Annotated in this window: 24 protein-coding genes and 1 pseudogene; 14 read left to right on the top strand and 11 right to left on the bottom strand. The window is 61.9% G+C overall.

What is annotated here, in order from left to right; translation table 11 throughout:
• Positions 1–52 precede the first annotated feature (52 nt).
• The 3 genes and pseudogenes from HS053_RS22395 to HS053_RS18930 form a co-directional block, all read left to right on the top strand.
• Positions 53–448: pseudogene (locus tag HS053_RS22395) on the top strand (DNA cytosine methyltransferase); the annotation flags it as partial.
• A gap of 49 nt (positions 449–497) precedes the next feature.
• The gene (locus HS053_RS22400; protein ID WP_241699940.1) at positions 498–1151 is read left to right on the top strand and encodes a DNA methyltransferase; all 654 of its coding nucleotides are present in this window, start codon (positions 498–500) and stop codon (positions 1149–1151) included.
• Positions 1148–1816, top strand: a complete 669-nt coding sequence (locus HS053_RS18930) for a hypothetical protein (RefSeq protein ID WP_174212814.1) — start codon at positions 1148–1150, stop codon at positions 1814–1816. The genes HS053_RS22400 and HS053_RS18930 overlap by 4 nt, the downstream gene beginning before the upstream one ends.
• Before the next feature lie 74 nt (positions 1817–1890).
• Here the strand turns inward: HS053_RS18930 and HS053_RS18935 are convergent, their stop codons facing one another.
• Genes HS053_RS18935 through HS053_RS18955 form a run of 5 tightly spaced genes read right to left on the bottom strand, consistent with a single transcriptional unit; the run spans position 1891 to position 9094 of the window.
• Entirely contained in the window at positions 1891–4992 is a 3102-nt protein-coding gene (locus HS053_RS18935) for a type I restriction endonuclease subunit R (protein ID WP_174212815.1), read from the bottom strand.
• Positions 4985–6163, bottom strand: a complete 1179-nt coding sequence (locus HS053_RS18940; protein ID WP_174212816.1) for an AAA family ATPase — start codon at positions 6161–6163, stop codon at positions 4985–4987. The genes HS053_RS18935 and HS053_RS18940 overlap by 8 nt, the downstream gene beginning before the upstream one ends.
• Positions 6160–7368 carry a restriction endonuclease subunit S gene (locus HS053_RS18945; RefSeq protein WP_174212817.1) on the bottom strand — a complete coding sequence of 403 codons (1209 nt, stop codon included), beginning with the start codon at positions 7366–7368 and terminating at the stop codon, positions 6160–6162. The genes HS053_RS18940 and HS053_RS18945 overlap by 4 nt, the downstream gene beginning before the upstream one ends.
• Positions 7365–8909 carry a type I restriction-modification system subunit M gene (locus HS053_RS18950; RefSeq protein ID WP_174212818.1) on the bottom strand — a complete coding sequence of 515 codons (1545 nt, stop codon included), beginning with the start codon at positions 8907–8909 and terminating at the stop codon, positions 7365–7367. The genes HS053_RS18945 and HS053_RS18950 overlap by 4 nt, the downstream gene beginning before the upstream one ends.
• Positions 8906–9094, bottom strand: a complete 189-nt coding sequence (locus HS053_RS18955; protein ID WP_174212819.1) for a helix-turn-helix domain-containing protein — start codon at positions 9092–9094, stop codon at positions 8906–8908. Before HS053_RS18955 ends, HS053_RS18950 begins: the two co-directional genes overlap by 4 nt.
• Before the next feature lie 633 nt (positions 9095–9727).
• Between HS053_RS18955 and HS053_RS18960 the strand changes: the two genes are divergently transcribed.
• Complete coding sequence (locus HS053_RS18960) at positions 9728–10987, top strand: site-specific DNA-methyltransferase (RefSeq protein WP_174212820.1); 1260 nt, start codon at positions 9728–9730, stop codon at positions 10985–10987.
• Positions 10984–12330 carry a site-specific DNA-methyltransferase gene (locus HS053_RS18965; protein ID WP_174212821.1) on the top strand — a complete coding sequence of 449 codons (1347 nt, stop codon included), beginning with the start codon at positions 10984–10986 and terminating at the stop codon, positions 12328–12330. The genes HS053_RS18960 and HS053_RS18965 overlap by 4 nt, the downstream gene beginning before the upstream one ends.
• 74 nt (positions 12331–12404) lie before the next feature.
• Here the strand turns inward: HS053_RS18965 and HS053_RS18970 are convergent, their stop codons facing one another.
• From HS053_RS18970 to HS053_RS18985, 4 genes are all read right to left on the bottom strand, one after another.
• Positions 12405–12944, bottom strand: coding sequence for a DUF3489 domain-containing protein (locus HS053_RS18970; protein ID WP_174212822.1), 540 nt, complete (start codon positions 12942–12944; stop codon positions 12405–12407).
• Positions 12945–12953: 9 nt separating this feature from the next.
• On the bottom strand, positions 12954–13178 hold the full coding sequence (locus HS053_RS18975) for a hypothetical protein (RefSeq protein WP_174212823.1): 225 nt from the start codon (positions 13176–13178) through the stop codon (positions 12954–12956).
• On the bottom strand, positions 13168–13404 hold the full coding sequence (locus tag HS053_RS18980; RefSeq protein WP_174212824.1) for a hypothetical protein: 237 nt from the start codon (positions 13402–13404) through the stop codon (positions 13168–13170). Before HS053_RS18980 ends, HS053_RS18975 begins: the two co-directional genes overlap by 11 nt.
• A gap of 91 nt (positions 13405–13495) precedes the next feature.
• Positions 13496–13723, bottom strand: a complete 228-nt coding sequence (locus HS053_RS18985) for a hypothetical protein (RefSeq protein WP_174212825.1) — start codon at positions 13721–13723, stop codon at positions 13496–13498.
• Positions 13724–13840: 117 nt separating this feature from the next.
• On the opposite strand from HS053_RS18985, the gene HS053_RS18990 reads away from it, so the two are divergent.
• From HS053_RS18990 to HS053_RS19030, 9 genes are read left to right on the top strand one after another with little or no spacing between them, the layout of a single operon-like run.
• Positions 13841–14377 (top strand): hypothetical protein, encoded by a 537-nt coding sequence (locus tag HS053_RS18990; RefSeq protein WP_174212826.1) that lies wholly within the window; start codon positions 13841–13843, stop codon positions 14375–14377.
• Entirely contained in the window at positions 14325–16373 is a 2049-nt protein-coding gene (locus HS053_RS18995; protein ID WP_174212827.1) for a phage terminase large subunit family protein, read from the top strand. Before HS053_RS18990 ends, HS053_RS18995 begins: the two co-directional genes overlap by 53 nt.
• A gap of 1 nt (position 16374) precedes the next feature.
• Positions 16375–16590, top strand: coding sequence for a phage head-tail joining protein (locus tag HS053_RS19000; protein ID WP_174212828.1), 216 nt, complete (start codon positions 16375–16377; stop codon positions 16588–16590).
• Positions 16591–16593: 3 nt separating this feature from the next.
• Positions 16594–18102 carry a phage portal protein gene (locus HS053_RS19005; RefSeq protein WP_174212829.1) on the top strand — a complete coding sequence of 503 codons (1509 nt, stop codon included), beginning with the start codon at positions 16594–16596 and terminating at the stop codon, positions 18100–18102.
• On the top strand, positions 18102–19409 hold the full coding sequence (locus tag HS053_RS19010) for a S49 family peptidase (RefSeq protein ID WP_174212856.1): 1308 nt from the start codon (positions 18102–18104) through the stop codon (positions 19407–19409). Before HS053_RS19005 ends, HS053_RS19010 begins: the two co-directional genes overlap by 1 nt.
• Before the next feature lie 44 nt (positions 19410–19453).
• Positions 19454–19834 (top strand): head decoration protein, encoded by a 381-nt coding sequence (locus tag HS053_RS19015; protein WP_174212830.1) that lies wholly within the window; start codon positions 19454–19456, stop codon positions 19832–19834.
• Between the two features lie 32 nt (positions 19835–19866).
• Positions 19867–20889 (top strand): major capsid protein, encoded by a 1023-nt coding sequence (locus HS053_RS19020; RefSeq protein WP_174212831.1) that lies wholly within the window; start codon positions 19867–19869, stop codon positions 20887–20889.
• 10 nt (positions 20890–20899) lie between these two features.
• Positions 20900–21214 (top strand): head-tail joining protein, encoded by a 315-nt coding sequence (locus HS053_RS19025; protein ID WP_174212832.1) that lies wholly within the window; start codon positions 20900–20902, stop codon positions 21212–21214.
• Positions 21211–21840: a DUF6441 family protein gene (locus HS053_RS19030; RefSeq protein ID WP_174212833.1), complete on the top strand. Its 630-nt coding sequence runs from the start codon at positions 21211–21213 to the stop codon at positions 21838–21840. The genes HS053_RS19025 and HS053_RS19030 overlap by 4 nt, the downstream gene beginning before the upstream one ends.
• A 14-nt stretch (positions 21841–21854) precedes the next feature.
• On the opposite strand, the gene HS053_RS19035 is transcribed toward HS053_RS19030, so the two are convergent.
• Complete coding sequence (locus HS053_RS19035; protein ID WP_174212834.1) at positions 21855–22145, bottom strand: type II toxin-antitoxin system RelE/ParE family toxin; 291 nt, start codon at positions 22143–22145, stop codon at positions 21855–21857.
• Positions 22133–22417 carry a CopG family ribbon-helix-helix protein gene (locus tag HS053_RS19040; RefSeq protein ID WP_174212835.1) on the bottom strand — a complete coding sequence of 95 codons (285 nt, stop codon included), beginning with the start codon at positions 22415–22417 and terminating at the stop codon, positions 22133–22135. Before HS053_RS19040 ends, HS053_RS19035 begins: the two co-directional genes overlap by 13 nt.

The following is a 22417-nucleotide window of genomic DNA, read 5'->3' on the forward strand; positions in this document are numbered from 1 at the left end:
CCGGCACGGATTGTCCCTCTGCGCAGGCGGCGGAGGGCTGGATCTGGGCCTCATGCTCACTGAGCCCGGATATCACACGCGCTGCTTCGTCGAGTGGGAGGACTGGCCAAGGGCCGTCCTCATCGCAGCCCAAGCCACGCGGTATTTCGCCCCGGCCCCGATCTGGACCGACCTGCGGACGTTCGACGCCCGTCCCTTCCGCGGCGCCTTCGACATCGTCCTGGCCGGATATCCCTGCCAGCCCTTTAGCGCGGCCGGAAAACGCGGTGGCGCCGACGATCCCCGGCACCTCTGGCCAGATGTCGCCCGGGTCATCGGGGAATGCCGTCCCGCATGGGTATTCCTCGAAAACGTCGCCGGGCACGTCACCCTCGGCCTTGAAACCGTCCTACGAGAGCTTTGGGCAATGGGCTACACGCCTGCGGCGGGTTTGTTCAGCGCGGCAGAAGTCGGCGCGCCGCACCAGCGGCTCCGGATCTTCATCCTGGCCCACACCGATGAGCCTGCATCCCGGCACCGCCAGCTACAATCCGGCTGGCAACAGCGACTTTACCCGGAAGGCCGAGGCGCTGGCGCTGGGCATCACCAGCTGGTCGACACCCAAGGCGACGGATGGCGCGAAGGGCGGGCCCGGGCAGAGCTATGGCTCGGGCGGGAGGCCGCCCATTCCCGCGCAGGCGGCGCAATGGCCGACGCCAGCCGCGCAGAACTGGAAGGGAAGCTCGGAGGCCAGCATCACCCGGGCGGATGGCAAAAGCCGCATGGATATCCTGCACTATCGGGCGGAGCAGGGCTTCACCCGCCCGGACCCGGCGATCACGAGGCATGGTGCAGGGTCCTCGCTGCACGCCCCGATCTCGCGCCCGCTGTGGGCTTCGATGATTGCCTCGCATGGGCGCGCCGCTTGTCGGCGGATCTTGAAGGGCCGCTCACGGCAGCGGCTGAACCCTCTCTTCGTCGGATGGCTGATGGGCTGGCCAATCGGGCACGCGCTTTGCGCCTGCTCGGCAACGGAGTTCATCCACTGGCAGCAGCATATGCGTGGCGCTCTCTCGCAGCTGCCCACGGCCTCGGGCCCGTGGATCTGGCGGCCGACGGATCAGGCCCAGCGCCCGGCACAGATGACGCTGTTTGACGAGTTGCGACCATGAGCCTCCTCGGCCGGATCGGGCGCGACGGCGCAAGCGTCAAACGGGCGATGGGCGTGCAGGCGGCGCTGGAATGGGCCTTCGGGGTCGAGAAGGCCCAGCTGGAACTGCCGCCGCCCAAGGACGGGGCTGAAGAAGGCTTTGGATTTGGCCTTGAATATGTCCTGCTGCAACGCGCCATCCTTGGGTGCAAAATCGACGGCGGGCAGCACAAGATGGGCAGCCACACCCACCCAGACGCCGAAGTCATCGCTGCTACGGTTGCCGGGATGCCCGACAGCCTCGGCGGCATCCGCATGGCAATCCGCGTGACGGAACTGGCAAGGGCCGGGCTGACCCCGGACTGGATGCCCGGCGCCTTGCCACGATGCGTGCCGGTCGAGATGAAACGCAACCAGCATGGAGGACGCGCGACCACCATCGTCGTCGGCACCGAGCGAGTGAAAACGCGTGGCAAGTGGCGTACTGTCGAGGTTTTGGCCTGCCCCGTCACCTGGCGCCCCTATCGCGAACAGATCCAAGCAGCGCGCCAAGCCTACGACGACTGGTGGCAGGCGCTGGGCTGGGTGCGCGAAGGGCTGCTGGCGGGCGGGATTATGCGGGAGGTGGAGTTGACTGGGGCGATGCCGAAGGTGCGGCCTTGGAGCAAGGGGCGAAATCGATCTTGAGGGCGGGGAGTTGCCACTCGCTGCATTCGTGGGATGGACGGCGGCGACGCTCATCAGTGTGCAGACCGCCGCCCTTACATTTCACCACCGACACCCTTGAACTTGTCGACAAAGTCAGAAATCCTCTCGAATACTCTCGCCTTCTTGCCCCGAAATCTAGGATTCAACGGGCTCATTTTGGGCAATATGGCATTCAGGTCAGCCCCATTTTCAGACGCGAACTCTCGTTTGACCGAAACCTCGATGTAACGTTTTGCCGCCTCGGGATTCAGATCTTCGGATGTGATGATCTCGTCCACTTCGCGGCGCTGCTCTTCCCGTGCAAAGGCAAAGAACGCTTCGATCAGGCTTGACTTGTCGTCGAGGCGATCAAGGTCTGTCTGGTTGATAAAGTCGACGATTAGGCTCTCTTTCGCCCGGTTGCCGAGGCTGGCACGAATGGCGCGGCGGGCCTCTTCGATCAGACCCACCTTGTCTTTCGAATTCTTGCTCTTCTCAAAGATCAGTTCGAGGATATATTCGAGGTTGATCTCCTGCGATTTGAGAAGATCAACCTCAAACACCACATCATCCCAGTCGATACCAGACTTATCCTTGTCGGCCGCGCTCTTTTCTTGCCGCAACCAGTCTCGGATATCGTTGTAGGTGGACCTGTAATCTTGGGTTTTGCGCTCAGACGGCAGATTGACTTTCTGCATTTCATGCAGCACGTCGTCATTCAGATAGTGTTTTGCCTTGAAGCAGTCGATGGCGTCTGGATTGCGGGTATCCACATCCTGAAGAGCTTTCAGTGCCGCGAATTCATCGTAGTTCCGCAGGATGTTTTCGACCCTAAGATACTCGCCGAACAATTTCACAAAAGCCTTTTTGTCAGACTCTCTGTCGATCGCTGAAGGGTTCGGAAACCGGGTTTCAAGCTCGCTCACGATATCGATGAAACCGCGTCGGGTGTTCCCGTTTTCCTGATCCCGAAAGCCATTCATGTATTCGTCGTAGCTCTTCTCCAAAACAACATTCTTGGTGTTCTTGTCCCCGAAAAGCGTGATCGCGTCGACGGTCGCCTGTTCGAGATCACGGAAGGCGATGATATTGCCGAAGGTCTTGGTCGCGTCGTAAATGCGGTTCGTCCTGGAAAATGCCTGTATCAAGCCGTGGAATCGAAGGTTCTTGTCGACGAACAAGGTGTTCAGAGCCGGAGCGTCAAAGCCGGTCAAGAACATGCCGACAACGATTAGCAGATCGACTTCTCCGGATTTGACGCGCTTCGCCAAATCTCGGTAGTAGTTTTGAAACCCCTGCCCATCGACGCCGAAACTCGTTTTGAAATACGCGTTGTAGTCCCGGATCGCCGCATTCAGAAATTCTTTGGCGCTGCTGTTCATCGCCGAAACGTCAAAACTCTCGTCTTGGATGTCCCCAACGGCGTCCTGTTCTTCGTTCGCGGCGAAGGAGAAGATCGTTGCGATCTTCAGGGGCTTGTCGATGTTGGCCTGCAGCGCGTTCAGCGTCTCGTAGTACAGCTTGGCAGCATCCACGCTGCTGACCGCGAACATGGCGTTGAAGCCGCTGCTTCCCGCCTGTAGCCGGTGCGTCTTCCGGCGAAAATTGTTAAGGATATACTGCGAAACTTCCTTGATCCGTTCAGGATGCTGCAGGGCCTGCTTGTTTTCTGCGGCGCTTAGCTTTTTCTCGTCTTGCTCGCTCTCGATGGCTTTGAACTGCGGCCGCACGTCGTTGTAATCGACCTTGAACTTCAGTACCTTCTCGTCGCGGATGGCGTCAGTGATCACGTAGGAATGCAACTCGCGCCCGAACACGCTGGCAGTGGTTTCCGCGCCCGCGGCATTCTCCGGAAAAATCGGCGTGCCAGTGAAGCCGAACTGGTAGAACCTTTTGAATTTCTTCCTCAGGTTCTTCTGTGCCTCACCGAATTGACTGCGATGGCACTCGTCGAAGATGAAGACCACCTGCTTGCCGTAGATGGGCAGATCGGCCTCGGCCTTCATCAGATTGTTCAGCTTCTGGATCGTGGTGACGATAATCTTGTTGTCATCCTTATCCAAGTTTCGCTTCAACCCCGCGGTGCTGTCAGAACCGTTCACGCTGTCGGGGGAAAACCGCTGATATTCTTTCATCGTCTGGTAATCGAGATCCTTCCGGTCGACGACGAAGAACACCTTGTCGATGAAGTCGAGTTCGGTTGCCAGCCTGGCAGCTTTGAAGCTCGTCAGAGTCTTACCTGACCCTGTCGTGTGCCAAATGAAGCCACCGCTTTCGGGCTTGCACCAGGTCTTGGCCAGATAAGAGCTGCGGATCTTCCACAATATGCGCTCTGTCGCCGCGATCTGGTAGGGACGCATGATCAACAGGGTGTCGCTGACATCGAAGACCGAATACTGCAGCAGGATATCCAGAAGTGTGCGTTTCTGCAGGAAGGTTGCGGTAAAGTCTTTCAGATCCTTGATCAATCCGTTGTCGGATTGTGCCCAGTTCATCGTGAAGTCGAAGCTGTTCTTGTTGCGCTTCGTAGTGTTGGCGAAGTAACGAGTATCGGTGCCGTTCGAGATGATGAACATCTGCAGAAACCGAAAAAGCGAGTTCTCGCTGTTAAAGCTCTCCTTGCTATAGCGATGGATCTGATTGAATGCCTCGCGAATAGCAATGCCGCGCCGCTTCAGCTCGATCTGCACCATTGGCAGACCGTTCACCAAAATCGTCACATCATAACGGTTGGCATGAGAGCCAGTTTGCTCGAACTGCTTGATCACCTGCAGCTTGTTGCGGGCCTTGTTGCGTTTGTCGACCAAATGGATGTTCTGAATCCGGCCATCGTCAAAGACAAAATCATGGATGTGGTCGTCTTGGATCTTGCGGGTTTTGTCGATGATGCCTTCGCTGGGCCTGTCCAGATATGTCTCGACGAAGCGCGGCCACTCAACATCTGAAAAGACGACACTGTTCAGATTCTGCAGCTGAACGCGGATGTTGGCAAGCATCGCCTGAGCCGAAGTGATGTCGGGACGGAATTCATAGCCCTGATCGACCAGATCCCGCACCAGTTCACGCTCCAGATCGTCTTCGCTCTGGTAACCCTTGGCGGCACTTTCGATGCGCTTGTATGCATCCAGAACGATGAAATTCTTGCTCTCGGCGATCGGGGTCAGAGTCTCAGACATCCTGCACTTCCTGTTTCCAATAGCCGTAGTTGTTAATCAGGTTATCGAGCAAGAGCTTGACTGTATTCTTCTGTTGCGGGTTAGGGTCGGCGACCTGTTCGGTTGACAGAGGCGAGTGGCTGAAGGTGTTGATCAGGCGCACATAGGCTTCTTTGTTGCCCTCAGCGGTATTCAACAAGTCGCCCCATCTGTCATGCCCCAAAAACCCTGCGGTCTTCTCATAAAGGTTGCGAAGCAAGGTAAAGTGATACCGCTCAACCTTATCTTGCGCGATGGCCTCTTCCAACATGCGCCGCAAATGCAGATGATAGGTGAAACTCTTGTTGGCATCGCCGTATTTGGTGTTGAGCGTAAAGCTCCCGTCGGCATGGCGTTCCATCAAATAGCAGCCGTCATTCGCGGGCTTCTTTTTCAAATCCAATTCGTTATGCAGAACATTATAGAACAGCGGGCTATGGGTGGTGATGACAAACCTCAGTTGTGGGGGGGCCTGCTTGATCAGGTCTGCAAGGTTCACGGCCAGTTCGATCAGGTGGTTTTCGTCCAGTGAGCTGACGGGGTCATCAATGAACACATATTCCAGCGCGTTAAACTGATCTGTCCCGCGCTGCTCCTCTTCGGCGATACTCAGTTCTTCCACCACCGTTGCCAGCAGCGTGTAGAAGATGCTCCAGATGAAATTGCTTTCTTCGCCCTTCGAGATCTTGAACGCCTCTGTCTTCGCGTCATCCCCTGCCTCGATGGTGAAGGTCACTTCGGAAAAGGCCTTCACCTCGGTCTTGCTGCCGTCCGCGTTGTCGCGGGTATAAGGCTGGTTGAAGGTCGGGGTCAGAGCGGCCTTGGTATAGTGCTGGAAAACGCGGGTGATGTTCGCCTCTTGGCCCTGATCGACCAAAATCCAGTCGGTAAAGCTGTTGGGCTGGATCACCAGCTTGGGCAGGCCATCCCCCTTCAAGTCATTGTCCCAGTAAAACAGATCTTCGGTGAAGGCGCTGTAGTAGAGGATCTTGGTGCGGGCGGGGGTGTCGTCGCCCTCGACCTTGGGGGCAATCAGGGTCTTCATCGCGCGGGACAGGCGGGTTTTGCCGGTGCCGTTGAAGGCGTAGATTAGTTGGACCTTTTTGTTGGCAGCGCGCAGTTGCTCGGCGATTTCCTCAAGGGTTTTGGTCATGCCTCATCCCCTTTGGGAAAGCTCAGCAGCAGATTGCGGTAGTATTCATATTGCTTTTGCCGCAGTACGATTTCGCGCGGCAGGCCTTCGGTGAGAGATGTGGAGATCGTGTCGAACTTGTCTAGGATGTCAGCGATGCGCTCTTGTTCGGCAAGTGGCGGGACGGGTATCGGAAAGTTGAGGAACATAGGCATTCGAAGTGACGTAACTGAAGAGCTGACGGATACCCGCTGAATGTATTCATAAAATTTGGCGACAATAAAATGATAGACATATCTCGGCAGCATTAGCTGCGTTGGCACTATTCGGTAGGCTCGTTGATGCAGGGCATATTTGCCCGTTGCATAATGAAATACTTTTCCTACCCCAGCGCCATCGCCAGCCGTGATGATTGCTATTTCATCAAAGTCGAAGCTGTTCAATCGTAGTTGCTCTTTCCCACGAGCGTAAAAAGTGTGTTCGCCATTCGGCACTGCGTCAGCCGTATTACGGCTTCCGGTTCCTATGACCGCCACCTCCCCCAGTGTCTTCCACTCCACATCCCCACCCTCGAAGTTGAGGAGTCGGTTGCGGTAGTGGTTGTATTGGGTTTTGCGGGCGGTAAGCTCTGCGGTAAGCTCTGCGGTAAGCTCTGCGGTAAGCGCGGTAAAAGCGTCCAATATCCGCACAATCTCTGCCTGAATCGCCAAAGACTTCTGCGGGTTCTCTGGGGAGGGGATGGGGATAAGAATTTTCGCCATATCCACAGCAGAAACATCTATGACCTTCGTTCCCTTGGCATAGCGGCGCTTCTCGCCTTCAAACTCTGGCGTTTGCGTGAAGTGTGCAAAATACATCGCCAAAAGCGAATTGCTCGGCTTGATGATCGTGGCATGTCCGCCGGTTACGGCTTGCTCATGGCCAAAATAGACCAACGGAGTCGCTACGTCCTCAAAGTTCTCACTGGTGTTGGTGATAACGATGTCGCCATAGTTCACTTTTTTTAAGCTAGCTGCGGTTTCCGGCGCAACGAATGACTTCGTTGTCGTCGTAGACATACCGTAATGGGTATAGATTTGCCCGTAGTGGATGGCTGGGACACCTGTTTCCGTGAAGTCTGACTTTGGCAAGCCATTGCCGCGCACAAGCTCTGCGAGCTCCCCCAACGGCACCCACTCCACCGCCGCCCCATCCAGCAGGCGCTCCAGATACCCCGAACCGCTCACGCCTCGATCTCCGCCACGATCGCGTCGATCTGCGCACGCAGATCGGTGATCCGCGCCACCGTTGTCGCAATATCGGCGTTGAGGGTGACAATATCCGTCACCTCGCGGGTGTCCTTTGGCTCCACATAGGCGCTGACCGACAGGTTGTAGTCATTGTCCATGATCGTTTGCTGCGGAATGTTCTGCGCCACATGGGGCACTGGCTCTTTGGTGGCAAACAGGCGCAGCACCTCGGCGATATGGGGATCGTCCATCAGGTTGGTGTTGGTGCTTTTGCGGAAGAAGGTCTCTCCGCTGGCATCTATGAACTGCACGTCGGTGCCGGTCTTGTTCTTGGCCAGCACGAGGATCGTCACCGCGATGGTGGTGCCGAAAAACAGGTTCGGCGCCAGCGCGATGACGGTTTCGACATAGTTGTTGTCGACAAGATATTGGCGGATCTTCTGCTCCGCCCCGCCGCGATAGAAGATGCCAGGGAAGCAGACAATCGCCGCGCGGCCGCGCGACGAGAGGTAATGCAGCGCGTGCAGGACGAAGGCGAAATCGGCCTTGGATTTCGGGGCCAAGACGCCTGCGGGGGCAAAGCGTTCGTCATTGATCAGGGTGGGGTCATCCGACCCCTTCCATTTCACCGAATAGGGCGGGTTCGAGACGATGGCGTCAAAGGGCACGTCATCCAGGAAATGCGGATCTTCCAGGGTGTTCCCGTGCTGGATGTTGAACTTGTCGTAGTTCACGTTGTGCAAGAACATGTTCATGCGGGCGAGGTTGTAGGTGGTGTAGTTGATTTCCTGCCCGAAGAAGCCGCCTTCGATGATATGATCGTCGAAGTGCTTCTTGGCCTGCAACAGCAGTGAGCCAGAGCCGCAGGCGGGGTCGTAGATCTTGTTGACGCGGGTTTGGCCATGCATGGCGAGTTGCGCGATCAGCTTGGACACGTGCTGCGGGGTGAAGAACTCGCCGCCCGACTTGCCCGCGTTGGCGGCATAGTTGGAGATTAGGAATTCATAGGCATCGCCGAAGGGGTCGCCCTGCGCATCCGCGAAGTCGAGCCTGAGCCCTTCGACGCCTTTGAGAACCTTTGCGAGGCGGTCGTTCTTTTGAGCGACGGTGTTGCCAAGGCGGTTGCTGGTGGTGTCGAAATCGGAGAACAAGCCCTTAATGTCTTGCTCGGATGGGTAGCCATTGGCCGAGCCTTCGATTGCCTTGAAGACGGCGGCAAGGTCCGTGTTTAGGCTTTCGTTGGTGTTGGCGGATTTGGCCACGTTCCTGAACAGCTGCGACGGGTAGATGAAGTAGCCCTTGGTCTTCACCGCATCATCGACGACCTCGGCGGGGATGTCAGCATCACGCATGGAGGCGTAGTTGACGCCCGGATCGCCGCCTTCGATGTAGGTGGTGAAGTTCTCACTGATGAAACGATAGAAAAGCGCGCCCAAGACGAATTGCTTGAAGTCCCAGCCATCGACTGCTCCGCGTACATCGTTTGCGATGGCCCAGATCTGGCGGTGAAGTTCGTCGCGCTGTTGTTGCCCGGTCATTTCTGTTTACCCTCTTGTTCCTGCTGGGCGATCCAGCGTTCGATCTCGCCCTTACGAAATCGCCACGCACTGCCAACTTTGAAGCCAGGAACCTTGCCCTCGGAGGCAAACCGATAGGCCGTCTTCTCCGCGATTCTGAGATAATCGGCGAGTTCCTTCGTGGTCATGATGTCATCGTTGGGCATTCGGAAATGTCCTTTCAGATAGACCTGGGTTGAAAATAGAGGAAACTGAGGGTGGCGGCAAGCTAGCAATCAGAACGCCTGCGCGTGGCGCTGGTCATATCTGTTACGCTTGGCACGAAGGTTCGCAATGGGCTGCCACTGGTCACGCTTTGCGCACTGCGTAACGCAAGGACTATGCGCGCCCCCCTTGGCATGGTTCCTCCCCGGCCCATAACGTATGCGGGGGGGCGCAGCGCGGCGTTTCGCTAGCGACAGGCAGTTTCACCGGGGAATCCAGGCGGAATCCACCAGACGGTTGATCTTGGGAAAAGCGACTCATTATCAAAGGCTTGCGGAATCACGATCTTAACGTGCTGGATTCTTTGCGGAATCCAGGGAATCCAGTTTGCGGAAGCCACCTTGCCGGAAGCCAGCCAGCGGAAGCCACTTGCAGGGAAGCCATTGAATCCGCGTGCATTTTTCATTTGACAAAGCTGCCCCCCTTGACCTACCCATTGATCATCGAAGAATTGCGCCCGGAGGACACCCCTCGCGGGCGCTTTTGATTTCCCGACCTCGCGGATCCCGATCCTGACGCTGGCGTCGCCCAGCGCGCATCGGCTTGCCCGCCCTGCCCCATATGGAAACGAACCGATGGACCTGGTGTTTGCGCCGAGCCAGATCGAGACCTGGCCTCTCGATCGGCTGCGCCCTTATGCCCGCAATGCCAAGATCCACGGCACCGATCAGGTGGCCAAAATCGCGGCCAGCATGGCGAAGTTCGGCTGGACCGTGCCCTGTCTGGTGGCCGACGATGGTGAACTGATCGCCGGGCACGGCCGGGTGTTGGCCGCCAGTATGCTGGGGCTGACCGACGTACCGGTGATCCGGCTCGGCCACCTCGACGAAGCCGAGCGCCGGGCCTACCGGATCGCCGACAATAAACTGACCGAGTTGGGCGAGTGGGACGAGGCAATGCTGCGCGACGAAATCGCGGGGCTGCTGGCCGAGGATTTCGACCTGTCGCTGCTGGGGATCACCGACGAGGATCTGGACGCCCTGCTGCGCGATCCCGATCAGGTCGAAGGCGGCGCGGTCGAGGGGGAGGATGACATTCCCGAACCGCCGGTCACGCCGGTGTCGGTGGCGGGTGACCTGTGGCAGCTTGGATCGCACCGGCTGATCTGCGGTGACAGCACATCGGCAGATGTGGTCGGGCGGCTGCTCGGCGACGTGAAGCCGTTGCTGATGGTGACAGACCCGCCCTATGGCGTTGATTACGATCCGTCCTGGCGCAATCAGGCGGGCGCGGCCAAGACCAAACGCACCGGCAAGGTGCTGAATGACGACCGGGCCGACTGGCGCGAGGTGTGGGCGCTGTTTCCCGGCGACGTGGCCTATGTCTGGCATGGTGCGTTGCACTCCTCGACCGTGGGCGAGAGCTTGGTGGCAGCGGGTTTCGCCGTGCGGTCGCAAATCATCTGGGCCAAGGACCGCCTCGTTCTTAGCCGCGGCGACTACCACTGGCAGCATGAGCCCTGCTGGTATGCGGTCAAGAAGACCGGCAAGGGCCATTGGGCGGGGGATCGCAAGCAAACCACGCTGTGGCACATCTCCGGCAAGGACCAGGATGCCGCCACCGTGCACGGCACGCAAAAGCCGGTCGAATGCATGCGCCGCCCGATCCTGAACAACTCCAGCCCGGGACAGGCGGTGTTCGAACCCTTCATGGGATCCGGCACCACCCTGATCGCCGCCGAGACCACGGGCCGCGTCTGCTTCGGGATCGAGTTGAACCCGGCTTATGTCGATGTGGCTATCGAGCGCTGGCAGCAGTTCACCGGCGCCAATGCCGTCTTGGCTGACACCGGTGAGACTTTCGCCGACCTGAAGGCCAAAAGGCTTGCGGCATGAATGCGCCCCTCCTGCCGGGCCGGATCGAACATTGGCCCCTAGCCCGCTTGAAACCTTACGCCCGCAACGCCAAGATCCACGACGCCGATCAGGTGGCCAAGATCGCCGCCAGCATGGCCGAGTTTGGCTGGACCGTGCCGGTACTGGTGGCCGCAGACGGCGAGTTGATCGCTGGCCACGGTCGCATCCTGGCGGCCGCCCACCTCGGCCTGTCCGAGGCCCCTGTCATCGTGTTGGGCCATCTGACTGAAGCCCAGCGTCGGGCCTATCGCATCGCCGACAACAAACTGACCGAGCTGGGCGGGTGGGACGAGGCCATGCTGCTGCAGGAACTGCAGGCTCTGCTGGCCGAGGATTTCGACCTCGGGCTTATCGGGATACCCGAGGATGAACTGGACGCCTTGCTGAACGCGGGCAACGACGACAGGACGGTGATCGACGACGATGAAGCCGATGCCATCCCCGAACCACCTGCCGAACCGATCACCAAGCCGGGCGATATCTGGGCGCTGGGCAAACATCGCTTGTGCTGCGGCGACGCCACCGATCGATCTGCCGTGGCCAAGCTGATGCAGGGAGAACAGGCCACTCTGATGTTCACCTCGCCGCCCTATGCCCAGCAGCGTGCCTACGGGGCGGCGAAGGAAAAGGTCGGCGATTGGGATGCGCTGATGCAGGGCGTGTTCGCTGCAGCGCCGGTCACCGCCGAGGCGCAGCTGCTGGTCAATCTCGGCCTCGTGCACCGCGACAGCGAGTGGCAGCCCTATTGGGAAGGATGGGTGGAGTGGATGCGCGCATCTGGTTGGCGGCGGTTTGGCTGGTATGTGTGGGATCAGGGTCCGGGCTTGCCGGGCGACTGGAACGGCCGCCTCGCCCCGTCGCACGAGTTCATTTTCCACTTCAACCGCAGCCCTCGCAAACCGCACAAAACCGTCCCGTCCAAACATGCGGGCGAAACCCTCGGCGGCGGTGGACTGCGCGGGGCCGACGGCACCGTGCACGCCAAGACCGGCACCGGCAACGCGATCCAGAGCCACCGCATCCCGGACTCTGTCTTCCGCATCATGCGCCACAAGGGCGGGCTGGGTGCGGCCGGATCGCATCCGGCGGTGTTTCCGGTGGCGCTGGTCGAGGCGGTGCTGACGGCGTTCAGCAATCCCGGCGACCTAATCTATGAGCCGTTCTGCGGCTCCGGTACCCAGATCGTCGCCGCCGAACGCGCTGGGCGGCGATGCTTCGCGATGGAACTGGACCCGATTTATTGCGACGTCGCCGTGCGGCGCTGGGAAATGGCGACGGAGAAGGCAGCGCGCCGGTTGACCACGGACGAGGCAGCGGCGTGAAACAAACCGGTGCCCGAAATGACGACCACCACCCGATGGGGTGGCGGTTCTGGCTTGTCGGGATGAGAGCGGCGTCACGCCGCCGGGAGGCGGTACACCCTGCCCCTCGCGTCATCCCTGTCCGAGGTGACCGCGAGGCCCAGCTTCTTCTTCAAAGCCCCGGACAGGGCACCCCTCGCGGTATGTGCCAACCACCCCGTCTCCGCCATGATCTCCTCGATGGTGGCCCCTTCCGGCGTGCGCAGCATGGCGATCAGGATCGCCTGTTTGGTCCCATCCCGGATCACTGGCGCCTTGAGAGCGGGCGCCTCGGCAGCATGCTTGCGGATCGCCACTACGGTCTTGACCACCACCGGGTCGATCCCGATGGCCAGCAGGCCCGCGTCGGTGACCACCAACGTGGTGCCGTGCCCGTCGCCGGTCTCGCGCCAAAGCGGTTCATTCCGGCGCAGGTTGGCGTCGACCTCCTGCAGCCAGCCATGTTCGATCATCTTGCTGACGGCCACCTTCGCCGCTGCCCCGGCCAGCCCCTTGGGCAGCGGCAGGGCGATGTTGTCGGGGCGCTGGGCCCCGGCGTTGAGGATGATGGTCTGGGTTTCGGTCAGTTTGGTCATGGCGTTCCCTTATTGGTCATGGGTGGCAAGGAAGGCGGTGATGCGCGACATCAGGTCGTTGTGGCCGTCGGCATCCGTGCCGATGATCACGTCGCCATCGTCGTCGCGGTCCAGATCGGCGATCTCGCGCAGCAGGGCGATGGCGTCGTCGCAGGCTGCGAGGCGTTCGGCCTCCCAAGCGGCAGTGATGGCGTCCTGTTCGATCTGGTGGCGCTCGGCGGGATCAAGCGGCATGTTCGCCCTCCCATTTGGCAAAATCGTCCGCGAGCCCCATGCTTTCGGCGATCTTGCGCAGGATGCCGGGCGACTGGCGTTCCAGATCGGCAGCGAGCCGCGCCTCCTCCGCGAAGATTTCGCGCGGCAGATGATTCAGGGTGCCGAAGTGCAAGCGCATCGAGGCTTCGACCCCGGCGGGGTTCAGCTCGGGTGCCAGTTCGTGAAGCAGGGTTTGATAGGACATCGGGTTTTCCGTTCAGCCGGGCGCGCGGGATGCGCCCCCTTCTACGAAGCCAAGCCCCGCCATCGCGGGGCTTGCTGGGATCGCGTTCGGGTCAGGCGGCGTGTTCGCCTTCCCTGAAGGCGCTGTCGGTGATCTGGCGCAGCAGGCTGGCGTAATGGTTCAGCGTGCCGACATCGCCCCAGTTGATCTCGTCGGGGTGGGTCTCGAAATGGTCGTCGCTCAGCGCCTTCAGCCGCTCCAGCATCGCGTCGATCTGGAACTTGGTAGTCATGAAGGCCTCGAGGGCTTTGACGTTGTCGGTGGCGCGGCGGGTGGTCATGGCGTGGTCTCCGGGGCTGAGTTGCATCGTTCTGCTGCAATCAGAATCGCTCTATCGCAGAGCGTAATCAACTGAATAACAAGCATTTTCATTGCGTTAGGCGCGTCAGGCAACAGCATGGAAGGTATGTCCGAGCGGGAGTATTCCGCCCATTCCGGCCTCTCGCGCGGGGCGATCCAGAAGGCACGCCGCGCCAGTCGGCTGGTGGTCTACAGCGACGGGTCGATCAACGCCGCCGCCTCTGACGTGCGCAGGGCCGACATGACCGATCCGGACCAGCAGCGCCGCAGCACCGGCGGCGACAGCGGGTTCAGCGGTCCCGCAGACAGCTCGTCATATCTGAAGGCCCGCACCGCGCTGACGGTCTACCAGGCGCAGGACAAGCAGCTGGGCATCCAGAAGAAGAAGGGCACGCTGGTCGACCGGGCCCGGGCGGAAGCGCTGGTGTTCCGGTTGGCCCGACAGGAACGCGATACTTGGGTCACCTGGCCCAACAGAGTGGCGGCGCTGATGGCGGCCGAAGTGGCCTTGGGAGTGGAAAAACAGACCGGAACGCCGGTGATCATCGAGGCCGCGATCCTGCAGAGGGTGTTGGAAGCCCATGTCAGACAGCACCTCGACGCCCTCGCCGATCTCAGGGTCTCGCTTGGATGAAGGAGAAGAACTCGACCTGAGCACCGATCTCGACCTCGAATTTGACGGGGCCGAGGACATCCTGCGCTCGTGGCGCAAGGGGATGCGGCCCGACCCGGATCTGACGGTGTCGGAATGGGCGGATGAACACCGCTGGCTGTCCTCGCGGGGCGCGGCTGAACCGGGACGCTATCGCACGGCCCGCGCGCCTTACCTGCGCGAGATCATGGATGCGCTGTCACCGCGGCACCCGGCGCAGCGCGTGACCTTCATGAAAGCGGCGCAGGTCGGCGCGACCGAGGCTGGCAACAACTGGATCGGCTTTGTCATCCATCACGCGCCGGGGCCGATGCTGGCGGTATTGCCATCCCTGGAACTGGCGAAGCGCACGTCACGCGGGCGGCTTGATCCGCTGATCGCGGAGAGTCCGGCCCTGCGCGAACGTGTCAACCCCGCCCGGTCGCGCGACGCAGGCAATTCGATGCTGTCGAAGGAATTCCCCGGCGGCATCCTGGTGCTGACCGGCGCGAACTCCGCGACCGGTCTGCGGTCGATGCCTGCGCGCTACATCTTTCTGGACGAGGTAGACGCCTATCCGGCGTCGGCCGACGAAGAGGGCGACCCAGTCACTCTGGCGGAGGCGCGGACCACCACCTTCTCGCATCGGCGCAAGGTGTTCATGGTGTCGACCCCGACGATCCGGGGGCTGAGCCGGATCGAGCGCGAGTTCGAGGCATCGGACCAGCGCCGGTATTTCGTGCCCTGCCCGCACTGCGGGGCGATGCAGTGGCTGCAGTTTGAACGCCTGCGTTGGGACAAAGGGCGGCCTGACACCGCAGCCTACCACTGCGAGGGCTGCGAAAAGCCCATCGCCGAGCATCACAAGACGCAGATGCTGGAGCGCGGGGAATGGCGGGCAACGGCTGTGTCCGCCGATCCGCACTCGATCGGCTTTCACCTCTCGGCGCTTTACTCGCCCTTGGGCTGGAAAAGCTGGCAGCAGATCGCCCGCGAATGGCTGGCAGCGCAGGGTTCGGAAGAAATGTTGCGCGCCGCGCGCAACACGCTTCTTGGCGAAACTTGGGTGGAGAGCGGCGACGCACCGGAATGGCAACGGCTGGCCGAACGCCGCGAAGCCTATGGCGGCGTGCAGATCCCGGTGGGTGGCCTGTTCCTGACCGCGGGCGTCGACGTGCAGAAAGACCGGATCGAGGTCGATGTCTGGGCCTGGGGCCGGGGCTTGGAGTCCTGGCTGGTCGATCACATAGTGATCGCTGGCGGCCCAGACGACCCAGCCTGCTGGGACAAACTGACGGCTTTGCTTGGCCGCGCATGGGTTTGCGCCAATGGCGCGGTGATGGTGATCGGCAAGCTGGCCATCGACACCGGCTATGAGGCCCCGGCGGTTTACGCTTGGGCGCGCAAGCAAGGCTTCGATCAGGTCGCGCCGATCAAGGGCCTGGAAGGCTTCAACCGCGCCACGCCGGTGTCAGGCCCGACCTTTGTCGATGCCACCATCGGCGGCAAGCGTCTGCGCCGGGGCGCGCGGCTCTGGTCGGTGGCCACGGCCACCTTCAAGACCGAAACCTACCGCTTCCTGCGGCTGGAGCGGCCGAGCGACGAGGACCGGGCGCTGGGCGTGCTCGACGCCCCCGGCACCGTGCACTTGCCAGACTGGATCGACACCGAATGGCTGAAGCAGCTGGTGGCCGAACAGCTGGTCACCGTGCGCAACAAGCGCGGCTATGCCCACCCCGAATGGCAGAAGATGCGCGAACGCAACGAGGCGCTGGACGCCCGGGTCTACGCCCGGGCGGCCGCCTGGATCATGGGCGCGGATCGCTGGGATGAGGCGACATGGCGACGGCTGGAAGCGCAGGCCGGGGTGGAAACTCGACCGGCGCCCTCGCTTGCCATCGCGAGTGAACCGGTGTCGCCCACCCCGCCCAAAGCCGGATCACCAACCACGCCACGGCGGAAACGCCGGGCCTACACACCGAACTTCATGAGGGACTGAAATGGATCTGGAACGGATGCGCGCGCTGTTGGCCGCGCTGCAGGAGGCGCGCTACGCAGGCGTCCGCTCGGTCAGCTACGACGGAAAATCGATCAACTATGGCTCTAACGCGGAGCTGGCGAATGCCATCAGCGATCTGGAAACCCGGATCGCCACAGCCACATCCGGCACCCCGCGTCGTCGGCGCTGGGGCACTGTCGCCTCGAAGGGTCTGTGATCCATGGCGTTTGAAGCGTTCCGCCAGCGCATCGGCAGCATCATCGGCGGGTTTGACGCGGCACAGGCTCATCGTCGCCTGCGCGGGTTCAGGGCCAGCCGCGCGCATGTGAACACGCTGATCGCGGCCTCGGGCGACACGATCACCGCCCGGGCGCGCTGGCTGGTCCGGAACAATGGCTATGCAGCCAATGCAGTCGAGTCCTTCGCCAGCAATGTCGTCGGCGATGGCATCAAGCCTTCGTCGACCATTCAGGATGCCGCAAAGAAGGAAGAGCTGCAGGCGCTATGGCTGGCGTGGACCGATGATGCCGATGCCGAAGGGTTGACGGATTTCTACGGGTTGCAACGCCGGGCGGCGCGCGAAGTGTTCCTGTCGGGCGAAGTGTTCCTCCGTATCCGGCCGCGCCGGGAGGAGGACGGCCTGACTGTTCCCCTGCAACTGCAGATGCTGCCCGCAGAAATGCTGCCCTTGGATATGAACCGCACCTTGCCCGACGCCGGGCTGATCCGGCAGGGGATCGAGTTCGACGGCATCGGCCGCCGCGTTGCCTATCACTTCCTGCGCCGCCACCCCGGCGATATGACCGATCCCGGCCTCGCAGGCGAAACCGTCCGCGTTCCGGCTGGCGACGTGATCCATGTTCTGGACCCTGTCGAGGCGGGCCAGTTGCGCGGCGTGTCGCGCTTTGCTGCCGCCATCGTGAAACTGTTCACGCTGGACCTTTATGACGACGCAGAGCTGGAGCGGAAGAAGATCGCGGCGATGTTCGCGATGTTCATCACCTCGCCCGCGCCGGAAACTCCGCTGGAACCGACCGAGGAGGATCTGGAGGTCGAACCCGGTCAGGTGGTGCGGTTGGATCCGGGTGAGGATGTGTCCACCCCGGCCACGCCAGACTCGGGTGGCACCTATGAGCCGTTCCAGTACCGCACCCTGCTGCAGATCGCGGCCGCACTGGGCGTGCCCTATGGTTATCTGACTGGCGACACGGCGAAAGGCAACTTCTCCAACACGCGGATCAGCTTGATCGAATTCCGCCGCCGCATCTCGGCCTGGCAGCATGGCGTGCTGGTCTATCAGCTTTGTCGCGCGGTTTGGGTGCGCTGGATGGACACGGCCGTGTTGTCGGGGGCGCTCGACCTGCCGGGCTATGCCAGCCAGCGGCGGCAATATCAGGCCTGCGCCTGGCTCCCGACCAAATGGGACTGGATCGACCCAATGAAGGACGCCTCGGCCGAGATCCTGCAGATCGAAGCGGGCCTGAAATCGCGCACGCAGGCGCTTGCGGAGCGGGGATACGACGCCGAACAGGTGGACCGGGAAATCGCCGCCGAACGAAAGCGCGAACGCGATCTGGGCCTCGACTTCCGCCGTCCTGGCTCCCCCGCGCAGGGTCCCGGCGAAGGCGCGGCGAAAGATGCAGATCAGGACAGCGCCAAAGACGATGAGGCCGACGACGGCGCGCAGGACACTGCCGATGAAAAACCCGACCCCAAGGAGGGCGCATGATGCACCACGCGCAAATCGCCCAGCGCGCATTCAACACGCCCTTGATGGTCGATCCGGCCAAGGCGCTGGCGTTTCTCTCGGGGCTGGGGCCACGCATTACCGGTAAGGAGATCACCTTCCAGGGGCTGGAGGTGGAAGTCGCTGACCAAACTGCTGCCAGCATGCCCGCTCGGGCTTCACTCTTTGGCAATGATCTCGCCCAGCGCCACCAGCGGAACGGCACGCAGCCCTTTGCGCTGGTGGATGGCATCGCGGTGATCGAAATCGCCGGGACGCTGGTCCATCGTGGCGCGTGGATCGGGCAATCCTCAGGCCTCACCTCCTATGAGGGCATCGCCGCACAGCTGCAGGCGGCCCTCGCGGATCCCGGCGTTCGCGGCATTGCGCTCGACATCGACAGCTTCGGTGGCGAGGTTGCCGGGGCCTTTGATCTGGCGGATCGCATCCGCGCCGCCAGGGCGCAAAAACCCGTCCATGCGTTCGTCGCGGAACATGCGCTGTCGGCTGGCTATGTATTGGCGTCACAAGCCGACCGCATCGTCCTGCCCCGCACAGGTGCGGTCGGCAGCATTGGCGTGGTGGCCCTGCACACCGATATGAGCGGGGCCCTCGACCAGAAAGGGATCGCCGTCACGCTGATCCACGCCGGGGCGCACAAGGTTGATGCCAACCCATACCAGCCCCTGCCCGAAGCGGTGCACGACCAGATGCAGCGCGAGTTGGAGGTGGTGCGTTTCCTCTTCGCGGAAACCGTCGCAGCTGGGCGAGGGGATCGGCTGACCCGCGCATCGGCGCTGGCGACCGAAGCTGCTGTGTTCCGCGGGACCGAAGCAATTGCCGCCGGTCTGGCTGACGAACTTTCCGATCCTGTCACCGCTTTCCACGCCTTCGTCGCCGCACCTCGCGGCACAACCTCCCCCAGCAGAAAGGGTCCACAGATGACCACCACGCCTGAAACTCCCATCGAAACGCCTGCACATGTCGCATCAGCCCCTGCAGTCCCGCCTGTAGATGCTGCCACCACCGCGACGAATCCGGCCACAATGACCGCCGACGCCATTCGCGCCGAGGCTGCCCAGGTGGCGCAGGTTTGTGCGCAGGCCGCCCGGTTGGGCGTGACCATCGACGCCGCCGACGCCGTTACGCGCGGGGTGAAACCCGAGGCATTGCGCGCCCGGGTCCTGGCTGATCTCGCCGCCCGCAGCGATGCGGCTGGCATCATCGCCACCGCCCCGGCGGCCGCTGCCGCCAAAGACAGCCCGATCATCGCCGCCGCGAAGAAGGCCGCGACCGACGCCAAGCGCTGAACCATCGCCTGCTTCCCCACCCCCACCAACATGGAGACTGACGAATGCCCGTCCTGACGGAACCGCCTAGCATGGGCGATGTCCTCAAATATGAGGTCAACCCGAACTACACTCGCGAGGTGATCACCCTGCTGATCGGAATGCCCTACCCGGGCGGTTCTGTGCTGGGGAAGATCACGGCCAGCGGCAAATACACCCTGTCGCCCGCGACCGGTGCCGACGGATCGCAGGTCGCCAGCGCCGTGCTGCTCTATGCCGTCGATGCGACTCTCGCCGATGCGACAGGCATTGTCGTCACCCGAGGCCCCTCCATCGTTTCGCGTGCGGGCCTCGCTTACGGTGCCACCGTCGATGACGGCAGCAAGATCACCGCCAAGATCGGCCAGCTGGCCGCCGTCGGCATCATCGCCCGCGACGGCGTCTGACATCCAATCCCCTCATTCCACCGGAGCACCCCATGACCATCGTTCGCAATCCTTTTGACGCTGGCGGTTACTCGCTGGCCGAGATGACGCAGGCCATCAACATCCTTCCCAACCTCTATACCCGCCTTGGCCAGATCGGCCTCTTTCGCTTCGAAGGCGTCACCCAACGGTCGGTGATCATCGAGCAATATGAGGGCGTGCTAAACCTGCTGCCCTCCGTGCCGCTGGGTGGCCCCTCCACTGTCGGCACGCGGGAAGGCCGCTCGATGCGGTCCTTCGCCCTGCCGTGGATCCCGCATGACGATGTCATCCTGCCCGGCGACATCCAGGGCCAACCCGCGCTGGGCGCGTTTGATGCCGCCGACCCGCTGGTTGAGGTGATGAACCGCAAGCTGCAGCTCATGCGCCGCAAGCATGCCCAGACCCGCGAATACATGGAGATGAACGCCCTGCGCGGCATCGTGAAGGATGGCGCTGGCACCACCCTCTACAACTACTTCACCGAATTCGGGCTGGCGCAAATCTCGGTGGATTTTCTGCTGGGCACCGCTGGCACCCTCGTTCAAAGCAAGGTCCGCGAGGTCTTGCGGGCAATCGAAGACAACCTTCTCGGCGAAAGCATGTCGGACGTGCACGCCCTCGTCAGCCGGGAGTTCTTCGACAAGCTGATCGCGCATCCGAAGACGGAAGAGGCCTACAAGTTCTACGCCGCCATCGGCGCGCAGCCCTTGCGGCAGGATGTGCGGCGCAACTTCCCCTTCGCTGGCATCGTGTTCGAGGAATATGCGGGCACCGTCACGCTTTCCACCAAGGCGACCGAACGGCTGGTCCCCGCGAACGAAGGCATCGCGTTCCCCTTGGGCACGATGGACACCTTCACCACCTATGGCGGCCCGGCCAACCTGCTCGAGGCGGCGAACACCATGGGTCTGCCGCTCTATGCCCGTCAGCACCTCGACGAAAAGGGCCGGTGGATCGACCTGATGACCGAAGCCTCGATCCTGCCGGTGAACAAGCGGCCGCGCATCGCGATCCGCATCCACACTTCGAACTGACGGGCCCGACATGACCGTCTTCGCCGCCGCTATGGACCGGATCTACGCCAACCCGTCCATGGCGGCGGCCGCTGTCTGGATTTCTGCCACCACATCGGAGGAACGCCCCATCCGCGTCATCCGCCGCGCCCCGGATCGCATCACCGAATTCGGGGCCGGGCGATTTGTCAGCGACACCATGATGGTGGACGTCCGCGTGTCCGACCTGCCCGATCCCCGCCCCGGCGATCTGATCGTGATCGGGGCCGACAGCTTCACCATTCAGGGCGAGCCGGTGCGTGATCGCGAGAGGCTGATCTGGTCGCTAAACCTGCGTCCATCATGAAGCTGAAGATCGCCTTCGATCCGGACCTCGCCGCCCTGATGCAGGCCGAAATCGCCGCCGGGGAAAAGGCAGTGTCCGCCTCCATGCGCGAGGCGGGCACCTCCCTCAAATCCGCCTGGCGGGGCCAGATCACGGGCGCGGGCCTTGGCACCCGCCTTGGCAATAGCATCCGCCTCGCAAGTTTCCCCAAATCCGGCGACAGCCTGAATGCGGCGGCGCTGGTCTGGTCCAACGCCCCGGTGATCATCGGCGCGCATGACACAGGGCCGTTGATCCGGTCCAGGGACGGGTTCTGGCTGGCGATCCCCACCCCGGCCGCAGGCAAAAGCACCAACGGTGGCCGGATCACTCCCGGCGAATGGGAACGCCGCACCGGTCTGCGCCTTCGGTTCATCTACCGCCGCCGCGGGCCAAGCCTGCTGGTGGCGGAGGGGCGCCTGAATTCGAAAGGCCGCGCGGTGGCATCGAAGTCGAAGACCGGGCGCGGCCTGGCCACAGTGCCGATCTTCCTGCTCGTGCCGCAGGTCAAGTTGCGCAAGCGGCTGGATCTGGCGCGGGATGCGGAACGGGCGGTGGACGGCGTGCCGGGGCTGATCGTGGCGAATTGGGTGGAGGGCAAGGTGTGATCACCACCCGCCCGTCAGTAGCCAGCCTCGCGCTGATGGCGCACGGCCAATACGACCGCCGTCTCGCCTTCGAATCGATAAAGCGACACATAGCCACTGTCGCCAAAGGTGATGAACCACTCGCGGAATTCCGGCTCCATGTCCTCGACTGGCCGCCCCGCACCCGGCTGATCGCGCAGGATGTTCATGCCCTCGCGGATGGATTTGGCGGCGCGTCGGGCAGCGTCAGGGTTCTTGTCGGCCAGGAAGCGGTAAAGCCGTTCGACATCCCGCAGCGCGGCGGGCGACCAGATCAGTTGTGGCATTCAGGAGCAGCCGCCTCTTCGCCTGCTTCCAGCTTGGCAAGCCAGGCATCGGCTTCGTCATGCGTGACGTGTTTGCCGGTCGCCTGAAACTCTTCCCAAGCTTGAAGCCCGGCCTGGCGAAACGCCTCACGCTTCTCTTCGCGCTCGACGAATTGCGCAACGGCCTCGCGCAGCATCCAGTGGGTCGAGCGGTCCTTGGCATCCGCCAACCGCTTGAGGCGGTCGCGTGTGTCCTGATCGAGTTTTACGGCAACAGGGCGGACGGCGTTCAT

Origin of the sequence: Tabrizicola fusiformis (assembly GCF_013328815.1) — a bacterium.
GTDB lineage: Bacteria > Pseudomonadota > Alphaproteobacteria > Rhodobacterales > Rhodobacteraceae > Fuscibacter.